The 223-nt window shown below is 61.4% G+C and carries 1 tRNA gene and 1 rRNA gene; both read left to right on the forward strand.

Going from position 1 to position 223, the window contains the following annotated elements:
• Positions 1 to 104: ribosomal RNA gene (gene rrf, locus MFF56_RS32025) — 5S ribosomal RNA — on the forward strand; the annotation flags it as partial.
• Between the two features lie 60 nt (positions 105 to 164).
• Positions 165 to 223: transfer RNA gene (locus MFF56_RS32030), tRNA-Met, on the forward strand.

Raw genomic sequence — 223 nt, forward strand, 5'->3', positions numbered from 1 at the left:
AGCGGTGTGCCCAGAACCCGATCCCATCTCGAACTCGGCCGTTAAACACACCAGCGCCCATGGTACTGTGTCTCAAGACACGGGAGAGTCGGTCGCCGCCAGACCCGCCAAGCACAGGACAGACACACCCCCTCGACACGATGCAGAACACCCTGGCGCGGGGTGGAGCAGCCCGGTAGCTCGTCAGGCTCATAACCTGAAGGTCGTTGGTTCAAATCCAACC

Source organism: Methylobacterium hispanicum (assembly GCF_022179285.1).
Classification (GTDB): domain Bacteria; phylum Pseudomonadota; class Alphaproteobacteria; order Rhizobiales; family Beijerinckiaceae; genus Methylobacterium; species Methylobacterium hispanicum.